Here is an 8,565-nt window from a genome sequence, read left to right as displayed (position 1 = left end):
GGCCACGACGTCGCGGTGCTCGACGCGGACGTCTACGGGTTCTCCGTTCCCGGAATGCTCGGAATCGACGCGGCTCCCACCGTCAAGGATCAGAAGATGGAACCCCCTTCCGCGTACGGGGTTCGTTGCATGTCGATGGGCTTTTTCATCGACGACGAGCAGCCGGTCATCTGGCGCGGGCCAATGCTGCACAAAGCCCTCGAGCAGTTTCTCGTCGACGTCGACTGGGGCGACCCGGAGTTTCTTCTTGTCGACATGCCTCCAGGGACCGGCGACGTGGCGCTGTCGATGGCACAGTACCTGCCCACCTCCGAGGTCTACGTCGTCACCACGCCACAAGCCGCGGCAACGCGTGTGGCGCAGCGCAGCGCCTACATGGCGAAGAAGCTCAACTTGCCGATGCGCGGCGTGATCGAGAACATGAGCTGGCTGAGCATGCCGGATGGTTCGAGGCAGTTTCCGTTCGGCGAAGGCGGCGGAGCCAAGATGGCCGGCGAGCTCGGTGTTCCGCTGCTCGGGCAGATCCCGATGGCGGGCGAGCTCAGAGAAGGCGGCGATGAGGGTCGCCCGGTTGCCGCATCCGCCTCACCGTCGGAGGTCAGCCGGGCTTTCGACGAGCTGGCCGCCGCCGTCGTAGCGAGAGGCAAGGCGAGGGTTTTCCGCTCGGAGCTGACCCTCCGCTGAAGACCCGAGAACATGTAGGCGGCCACGGAATATAACGGCAACGTCACATTTTGGGAGGGGTGCCGTCTCTTAGCGACTCCTGTGGCGTAAAACATGTGACGTGCAGGAAGGCACAAGCCAGCCGGCTGGGGGCAGCCAGCAGAGGCAAGGCGTCCCCATAGGGCGGCGCGTCGTGATCGGCATGCTCGGACTCGGCGCGGTGGGCATCGTCGCCGGAAAGCGCATCCAGGACGGATTGAACTCGCTGATCAGCCCTATTCAGCGGGTGGACCCAACCGGTCTGACGGGCCTTCTGCCGGGCGCCTACTTCCGCATATACACGGTCACGGACGGATATCCGAGCGCCGATCCCGTTACCTACCGGCTCACGGTAGACGGACTCGTGGAGAAGCCCTTCCAGATCAGCATCGCCGAGATGCAGGCGATGCCCCCCACCAACTTGGTGCGCGACTTTCAGTGCGTGACCGGCTGGCGGGTTCCTAACGTGCACTGGCAGGGAGTCTCCGTTTCGGCGCTGCTCGACAGGGCCGTACCAAAACCGGACGCAAAAGCGTTGCGCCTCGAGTCTTTCGACGGTGTCTACACCGAGAGCCTGACCCTTGCCGAGGCCTACCGGCCGGACGTGATGGCCGCATATTCGATGCTCGGAGGCCCCGTTTCGCGCGAGCACGGCGGCCCTGTTCGGCTCTATGCGGCTCCGATGTACGGCTACAAGTCGATCAAATGGCTCTCGAGGATCGAAGTTGTCGATCAGGTCGAGCCGGGCTATTGGGAGACGGTTGGGAACTACGACGTCGAGGCGTGGGTGGGACACAGCAATGGCCGTAACGACCCCTCCACCTAAGCGCGTCAGAGCGGCGGCGGGTCGCCTGCTGCGTTTCGATCGCGTCGAGCGATGGGTTCACTGGGTCAACGCGTTGCTGTTCGGCGTTCTCGTCTTCACCGGGGCCTCGCTCTACATCGAGCAACTCGGATCGGTGATCGGTCGCCGGGCACTGGTGGAGGACATCCACGTGTATTGCGGCATAGCTCTGCCCGTACCGCTCGCAGTCGCCGTGGCCGGGCGGTGGGGACGGGCTCTGCGCGAGGACTTGAAACGGTTCAACCGGTGGACCGCCGAAGACCGGCGGTGGTTCGCGATCCTTTTCGGGAGCGGTCCGAACCGCTTCAGAAAGCTCGCAGAGTTGAAGGTCGGCAAGTTCAACCCGGGCCAGAAGCTCAACGCCTCGTTCACCGCCGGCGCGGGCCTCGTGATGCTGGTGACCGGGATCATCATGCGCTGGTACCACCCGTACCCGCTGAGCTGGCGAACCGGTGCCACTTTCGTACACGATTGGCTTGCTGTCGCGGTGGGTCTGGTGATCATCGGGCACATCGGGATGGCCCTTCGCGATCCTGACGCGATGCGCTCCATGTTCAAAGGCGACATCACCCGTCGGTGGGCGTCCAGGCATGCCCCCGCGTGGCTCTCCGGGAACGACCCGCCTGCACCTACCGACATGGAGTAGGCGGTCGGCGCGGGACGCACCCGATTCGGTTCAGCTCACAGTCGGGAAATCGGAGGTGTCCACCTTCGAGAGTGCTTCTTCAACTCGGATGGCTGTGAGGACCGCGAGGGACGCGCGAGCCCACGCGTAGGTTCGCCATTCGAGCGCCGACAGCGTGTCCTGCCGATCGTGAAGCTCCGCCACAATGTCGGTCAGTGCTTCCATCGCAGGATCAGTGTTCACGCTCCGCCTTTCCTTCACGTCCATCACACCTGAGTTTGTCGGAAGGAACCGGACCAGCCATAACTAAACCCCAGCGTCGGTAGCCGATGGTTCCGGTCCTTCTCGCTCTTCTCGCTCAACTCGGTTCGAGAGCTTGCGTCCAGTGCGGTCATAAGGCTCAAGGCCCGGACCGAGGCGGTCCCGCGGACGTGAACCGGGTCCCCGGCGGGTCGACCGCCCAACTCGCCGGCTGGCCCCACGAGTCCTCGAACACCAACTCTGACATGGGCCGCCGCCGCACCGGCCCGTGACGACCTTCGGGCAATCCGAGCGTGATCGTCGCGGCCATAAAGGCCTCGTCGGGTAGGGCGAACAGCTCACGAAGTTCGGATTCCACGGGGAAGTGGAACCCGGTGAGGACACCGCCGAGCCCGACGGCCCGGGCGGCGAGGAGGATGTTCTGGCAGGCCGGGTACACGGATGCTCCCTCGAACGGGCTCGACCCCCGGTATCGGATCAGGCAAGGGAGGATGAGCACGGGCACCGATTCGAAGTGTTCGACGTAGCTCTCCATCGATGCGGCCATCCGGGCCTTCGGTGACCCGGGAAGCGCTCCGGAACCCGAGTCGTAGCGGTCGCGCTCACGTTTCTCCTTCCAGATACGGCGGGCCACGCCGGCGATAAGCCTCTTGGCTTCCGCGGCCTGGGGGCCATCGGTGAGAACGAGGAACCGGTAGGGCTGCCGGTTGGACCCGCTCGGAGCACGCGTGGCGGCGAACAGGACGGTTCGGAGCTGCTCCTTTGTCACCGGCTGGTTCCGGTAACGCCGAACCGCCCTCGTGCTCGTCAACCCTTCGATTAGGCCGACCGTGTCTCGGGGGAGGGCGCCGTCGGGGGAGGGCATGCCCCATTCTGCTCTCGCAGGGCCCATTCTGCTCTCGTAAAACAAGGCCGGCGCGGAAGGTGGGCGGCCATCCGGGAGGAACTTGGGCATTGCGCGTTGAATTCAAACGGGGTGCTGACACTACGGGCGCGCGCGGGCCGGGTAGCCGTGTGCGCCGCGGTCATCGGTGCTCTCGCTCCTTTGGCAGCAGCTCGGGCGGCCACGGTAGTCCAGCACGTGCACGACCAGGCGCGAGCGGATTGCCCTGTGCTTGTGTTGAGTGCCCTGCCGCTCGAGGCGGCGCCGGTACTCGCCGGCGCTCGGGTGAACCCAACTCCGGTGTGGGTCCACGACGGCCGGGGATTCTGGTCGGGCACCGTCGAACGCACGGCGGTGATAATCGCACTCACCGGGATCGGCCTTCAGAACGCCACCAACACGACCGAGGCGGCGTTCGCCCACTTTTCCTGCTTCTCCGCCGTGGCGTTTTCGGGGACTTCCGGCGGTGACTTCATCGGGGACGTCATGGTCCCAGCCAGTTGGACAGAGGATGGGAAGCATTTCGTCAATACGGATGCAGGCGCGCTCAGCGTTTTGAAGCAGGCGCTCATCAGGGACCCGGTCACGCTCGAGCGATCCACACCATCGGGTGATCCGCTATGTCTTTGTGGCCTCCCATCACCACCGAGCGCGACCTTGCCGGTAACCGTCAAACACAAGCCGCAAGTCGAGGTAGGAGGCACCGCGCTTTCGGGCGACGGATTCGGTGGGCGGGTTTTCCCCTGCGTCCCCCAGGCGAGCGATCTCTTCGGGTGCTGGCCGTGCAAGTTCCCCGACACGGCGGCCGCGACCCAGGCGTCGAATCTCGCGTCGACGGTTCCGCCGTTCCTGGAGCCGGCGTTCGTGCTCGGTTATCAGTCGGCATCTGCACCGCCACCGGGGACGTACGTGAGCACCGACATGGAAACCGCCGCCGTGTTCGCCGTCGCCGAGTCACACGGAGTTCCCGTTATCGGCTTCCGGGCAGCCTCCGATGGCGGGGGCGACCCGTTGATGCTTCCCGGCTTTCCTGCTCAGTTCTTCGTGTACCGGCAGTTGGCGGCGGACAACGCCGCGGCGGTCGCGCTTGCCTTCTTGCGGGCGTGGCACTAATCAGCTCACTCATCCCCCGAGCTGCCCCCTAGGCGCCGTATTGGCCTTGTGGCAGACGGTCGTGCGGCCACTTCAGCAGTGACACCGCCTGCGAACACGCGAAACGGTCGGTCATCCCGCTGACGTACGCCACCGCCGAGGTGATCGGGTCGTCACTTTCACGCAGCCCCTCTGGGAGCAGCGCGGAATTCGCGAGGTAGTGGTCCACCAGCGCCCTCAGCATTTTGATGACAGCGTCCGCTTGTGCGGCCGATTCCGGTCGCAGGTAGATCCGTTCGTGGTTGAACCTTCTCAATTCGGCCAACGCCTCGGCGAGCGGAGCTGACAGGCCGACCAACCCGGTCCCGCAGACGGTGGTGATCACGTCGGTGATGAACGCGCGCAGCTGCTCCGATCGCCGCACCCCGCAGGTCTCGACCACCACGCCCGGCAGTTCTCCGGCGGCAACCACGCCGGCGTGCACAGCGTCCTCGAGGTCATGAGCGCAGTAGGCGATCCTATCGGCGAGCCCGACGACCTGTCCTTCAGGCGTCGAGGGGGATGGGCGCGACCACGAATGGTTTCGAATGCCGTCGAGTGTCTCGACGCAAAGGTTCAGTCCCGACGCTGTCACGTCGGCACCCCACACCGCGTGATCGAACCCTGGGACGAAGACCTCCATCGCGTCCTCCGAAGCGTGCCCTCCAGGTCCGTGGCCGCAGTCGTGTCCCAGTGCTATCGCCTCAACGAGCGCGACGTTGAGCCTGCACGCTCTCGCTATGGCCGTTGCGACCTGCGCGACTTCGAGCGCATGCGTCAGACGTGTGCGCTGATGATCGGCAGGAAAGATGAACACCTGTGTCTTGCCGGCGAGACGCCGGAAAGCCGTGGAATGGAGAATCCGGTCCCGGTCCCGCTCGAAACACGTCCGGAACTCGTCAGGTTCCTCCTCGATCTGCCGTCTGCCTGACCCCACCGCCCGGGTGGCACCGGCTGCAAGCTCGGTGTCCTCCGCTTCCTCTCTGGCTGTCCGCCCGAACTGCGACCCCGACACCCGCAGACAATCGTCACCGACGTGTGCTTGGCGGATCTCCCGGCCGCCCTCCGGCGCCCCGACCACCTGCACCCCGGCCATCGTGGAGGCCCACTGCTCCGCCCTGGCGGAGCGGGTCGTGCTGGTACCGGTCACGCCAGAACGCTACAAGCCGGGTGAGACGCTCTCCGACCTACGATGGGGCCCAACGACAATTTTCCCAACGAAAGTTTCAAGGAGACGAAGTGGACGTCCGAATCGGTGTCACCCAAACGCCCAAGGAGATCGAGGTCGAGCTGCCCGAGGGGTCCGACGCCGACAGCATCGCCGCCCATATCGACAAGGCCCTTGCCTCCGACTCGGGCATCTTGTGGCTGACCGACCGTCGCGGGCGTCGTGTCGGTATACCCGCGGCGAAGGTCGCTTACGTGGAGCTGGACACGGCGAGCGACGAGCGCAGGGTCGGTTTCGGCTCCGCGCTGCGATGATTGAGAGCGATCCCGCTTGGTTGACCTGCTTGAACGCAAGCTGATCTTCGTCACTGGGAAGGGTGGGGTTGGCAAGAGTGCCATCTCCGCCTCGCTGGCGTGGCTGGGAGCGAGTCGGGGAAAGAAGACCCTCGTTTGCGAAGTAGACGCCAAAGGGAATCTTGCCGACTTCTTCGAGACAGACCCGATCCACTTCCAAGAACGCGAGATAGCGCCTCGCCTGTGGGCCATGTCGATGGACACTGAGGCTTCCCTGAAGCAGTACCTCTCCTTGCAGCTTCGGATACCCCTGGTAGCGCGGATAGGTCCGCTTGCCTCGATGTTCGACTTCGTCGCCTCCGCTGCACCGGGCGTGAGAGAGATCGTCACGGTGGGAAAGCTGTGCTGGGAGGTCAAGGAGAGGCATTACGACCTTGTCGTCGTCGACTCCTCGGCGACCGGTCACATCGTCAGCCAGCTTTCGGCGCCCCAGGCGATCAACCAGCTCGTGCAGGTCGGACTGGTTCGCCAGCAGACCGGTTGGATGCTCGACATCCTCGAGGACCCGGCCACAACGGGCGTGGCGGTCGTTGCCACCCCGGAGGAGATGCCGGTAAGCGAAACCATCGAGTTGACGGACCGTCTGCGTGCGGAGACCAAGGTCGATCTCGCCGCGGTCGTGGTGAACCGGGTCCTCCCGGAGCTGTTCGGACGCGGCGAGGAGGAGGTGTTCGATCGGCTCGACTGCCCCGAGGGCCGGGAGCGGCTCGACGAAGTGTTGGGGGGCCCTAGCGGGGTGCTGCTCGACGCAGCCCGGCTGGCCGTTTCATTGCGCCGCGCGCGGACAGAGCATCTCGAACGACTGCGGGAGGCGATCGACCCTGCGATCCCGATGCTTTACGTCCCGTACCTGTTCTTCCGTTCCCACGGACTTCGCGCGACCCACCAGATGGCCGACGCCCTGTCTGCAGAGCTCGGTTACTGATGTCGCAGGTTGACGCCGCCAAGCGGCCCCAGACGACCATCGGGGGTCTGCTCGCATCGAAGGAGATCGCCATCGCGTGCGGTTCGGGAGGCGTTGGCAAGACGACGACCGCCGCGGCGCTTGCGGCGATGGCAGCCGTTCACCACGGCGGAAAGGTCTTGGTGCTGACCGTCGACCCGGCCCGTAGGCTCGCCAACGCCCTCGGCCTGGAAGGGTTCGGCAATGTCGAAACCCGCATAGAACCGGACGCTTTCAAGAGTGCCGGCGTGAGGCCCCGCGGGGAGCTTTGGGCGGCGATGCTCGACACCAAGCAGAGCTGGGACGACCTGGTCCGCAGGCACGCGCCTGACCGGCAGACCGCGCAGAGGATCCTGTCCAACCCGCTCTATCAGAACATCTCCGGCAAGTTTGTGCAGAGCCACGACTACATCGCGATGGAGCGGCTCTATGAGATTCACCTGGAGGGCAACTTCGATCTGATTGTTGTCGACACCCCGCCCACGCGGAACGCCATCGACTTCATCGAGGCCCCACAACGAATGGCGGAGTTCTTCTCGTCACGTCTGCTCAGGTTGTTGATCGCGCCCTACAGGTCGCGAATGGTGAACCTGGCGACCAGACCGTTCTACCAGGTCGCCGATCGGGTGCTCGGTTCACAGTTCTTGGAAGACATCGCAGAGTTCTTCATCCTGTTCCAAACGATGTACAGCGGGTTCGTGGAACGAGCTCGCGCGGTCGAACGGGTATTGCACGATAGCCGGACGACGTTCGTCGTCGTCAGTACCCTCGAGGCTGCCCCGGTTCGTGAGGCGGAGTTCTTCATCAGGGTGCTGTCCTCCAAGCGGTTCCACCTCGGCGGCCTGGTGCTCAACAAGGTCCTGCCGCACTACCTGCTCGACGAGGGCGCCGAGCGGCGTGCCAGCCGTCTGTACGACGATGCCCCGGAGTTCGCTGCAACCGAGGGTTTCGCGGATGCCCTTGGTGCCGACCGGCAGCAGCTTGCGCGGGTTCTCTACGAAGTGGGGGAGAACTTCAGGAATTTCAATATCGTGGCCCGACGCGAGGCGGCTCAGCGCAAGGAGCTCGCCGTTCGTCCCGATGTGGTCGCGACCGCGCCGGAGTTCGACGCCGACATCCACGACCTCCCCGGCTTGCTCCGGCTGGGCGAGCGGATCTGGACCTAGTAACGGCCAGGAGAAAGACGAGTCGTGGCGACACTTGCCGAGCTGGTTGAGGAGTACACCGAGCTGGAAGGTCCAGTGGTAGGGCACCTTCACCGGCTCGTCGCGGGCTGGGGGGTGCTCTCCGACCTCTCCTTCTCCGACCTTCTTCTGTTTGTGCCGGTGACCAAAGGCGCTCCGGACAGGTTCGTGGTCCTCGGCCAAATCCGACCGACTACCAATCAGACGCTGCATATCGACGATCTCGTGGGCACGCTGATGACCGCATCGGAGCGTCCCGTGCTGCCGAGAGCCTGGGCGATCGGCAGCGTCGTCGAGGGAGAGGTGGCGATACCGCGCCGGAGCGAGTTCGCCCGCCTGGTGTGTATCCCCGTCCGTTGGCAGGGCGACCTCGTCGCGATCATGACTCGAGAGTCGGCGATGTCGGTCGGTCGGCGCCCCGGTGTGCTCGAGCGGGTCTACATGGAGGTTTTCGACCGTCTGGCGCGCATG

11 protein-coding genes are annotated in these 8,565 nt (G+C 64.9%); 8 read left to right on the top strand and 3 right to left on the bottom strand.

The window, feature by feature from the left end; all coding sequences use genetic code 11:
* From VFZ97_19815 to VFZ97_19805, 3 genes are all read left to right on the top strand, one after another.
* A partial coding sequence (locus tag VFZ97_19815; protein HEX6395686.1) for an Mrp/NBP35 family ATP-binding protein occupies positions 1-684 on the top strand: 684 nt, incomplete at its 5' end.
* Positions 685-784: 100 nt separating this feature from the next.
* Positions 785-1,528, top strand: coding sequence for a molybdopterin-dependent oxidoreductase (locus tag VFZ97_19810; protein HEX6395685.1), 744 nt, complete (start codon positions 785-787; stop codon positions 1,526-1,528).
* Complete coding sequence (locus tag VFZ97_19805; protein HEX6395684.1) at positions 1,503-2,192, top strand: cytochrome b/b6 domain-containing protein; 690 nt, start codon at positions 1,503-1,505, stop codon at positions 2,190-2,192. Before VFZ97_19810 ends, VFZ97_19805 begins: the two co-directional genes overlap by 26 nt.
* A gap of 30 nt (positions 2,193-2,222) precedes the next feature.
* Here the strand turns inward: VFZ97_19805 and VFZ97_19800 are convergent, their stop codons facing one another.
* Positions 2,223-2,414 carry a hypothetical protein gene (locus VFZ97_19800; GenBank protein ID HEX6395683.1) on the bottom strand — a complete coding sequence of 64 codons (192 nt, stop codon included), beginning with the start codon at positions 2,412-2,414 and terminating at the stop codon, positions 2,223-2,225.
* 157 nt (positions 2,415-2,571) lie between these two features.
* The gene (locus tag VFZ97_19795) at positions 2,572-3,297 is read right to left on the bottom strand and encodes a nitroreductase family protein (protein HEX6395682.1); all 726 of its coding nucleotides are present in this window, start codon (positions 3,295-3,297) and stop codon (positions 2,572-2,574) included.
* 111 nt (positions 3,298-3,408) lie between these two features.
* Between VFZ97_19795 and VFZ97_19790 the strand changes: the two genes are divergently transcribed.
* On the top strand, positions 3,409-4,428 hold the full coding sequence (locus VFZ97_19790) for a hypothetical protein (protein HEX6395681.1): 1,020 nt from the start codon (positions 3,409-3,411) through the stop codon (positions 4,426-4,428).
* Positions 4,429-4,456: 28 nt separating this feature from the next.
* Here the strand turns inward: VFZ97_19790 and VFZ97_19785 are convergent, their stop codons facing one another.
* Positions 4,457-5,596, bottom strand: a complete 1,140-nt coding sequence (locus VFZ97_19785) for an HD domain-containing protein (GenBank protein HEX6395680.1) — start codon at positions 5,594-5,596, stop codon at positions 4,457-4,459.
* An 89-nt stretch (positions 5,597-5,685) separates the two neighbouring features.
* Between VFZ97_19785 and VFZ97_19780 the strand changes: the two genes are divergently transcribed.
* The 4 genes from VFZ97_19780 to VFZ97_19765 form a co-directional block, all read left to right on the top strand.
* Positions 5,686-5,928 (top strand): DUF3107 domain-containing protein, encoded by a 243-nt coding sequence (locus VFZ97_19780; GenBank protein ID HEX6395679.1) that lies wholly within the window; start codon positions 5,686-5,688, stop codon positions 5,926-5,928.
* A gap of 16 nt (positions 5,929-5,944) precedes the next feature.
* Complete coding sequence (locus tag VFZ97_19775) at positions 5,945-6,892, top strand: ArsA family ATPase (GenBank protein HEX6395678.1); 948 nt, start codon at positions 5,945-5,947, stop codon at positions 6,890-6,892.
* A complete protein-coding gene (locus VFZ97_19770) occupies positions 6,892-8,076 on the top strand; it encodes an ArsA-related P-loop ATPase (protein ID HEX6395677.1) in 1,185 nt (394 codons plus the stop codon). The genes VFZ97_19775 and VFZ97_19770 overlap by 1 nt, the downstream gene beginning before the upstream one ends.
* A gap of 24 nt (positions 8,077-8,100) precedes the next feature.
* The coding region (locus VFZ97_19765; protein ID HEX6395676.1) for a histidine kinase N-terminal domain-containing protein at positions 8,101-8,565 on the top strand (465 nt) is incomplete at its 3' end.

The sequence above is a fragment of the Acidimicrobiales bacterium genome, from assembly GCA_036378675.1.
In the GTDB taxonomy this organism is placed as follows: domain Bacteria; phylum Actinomycetota; class Acidimicrobiia; order Acidimicrobiales; family Palsa-688; genus DASUWA01.
The sequence above is the reverse complement of the archived record's forward strand: the minus strand, read 5'-3'. Positions and strand labels throughout refer to the sequence as shown.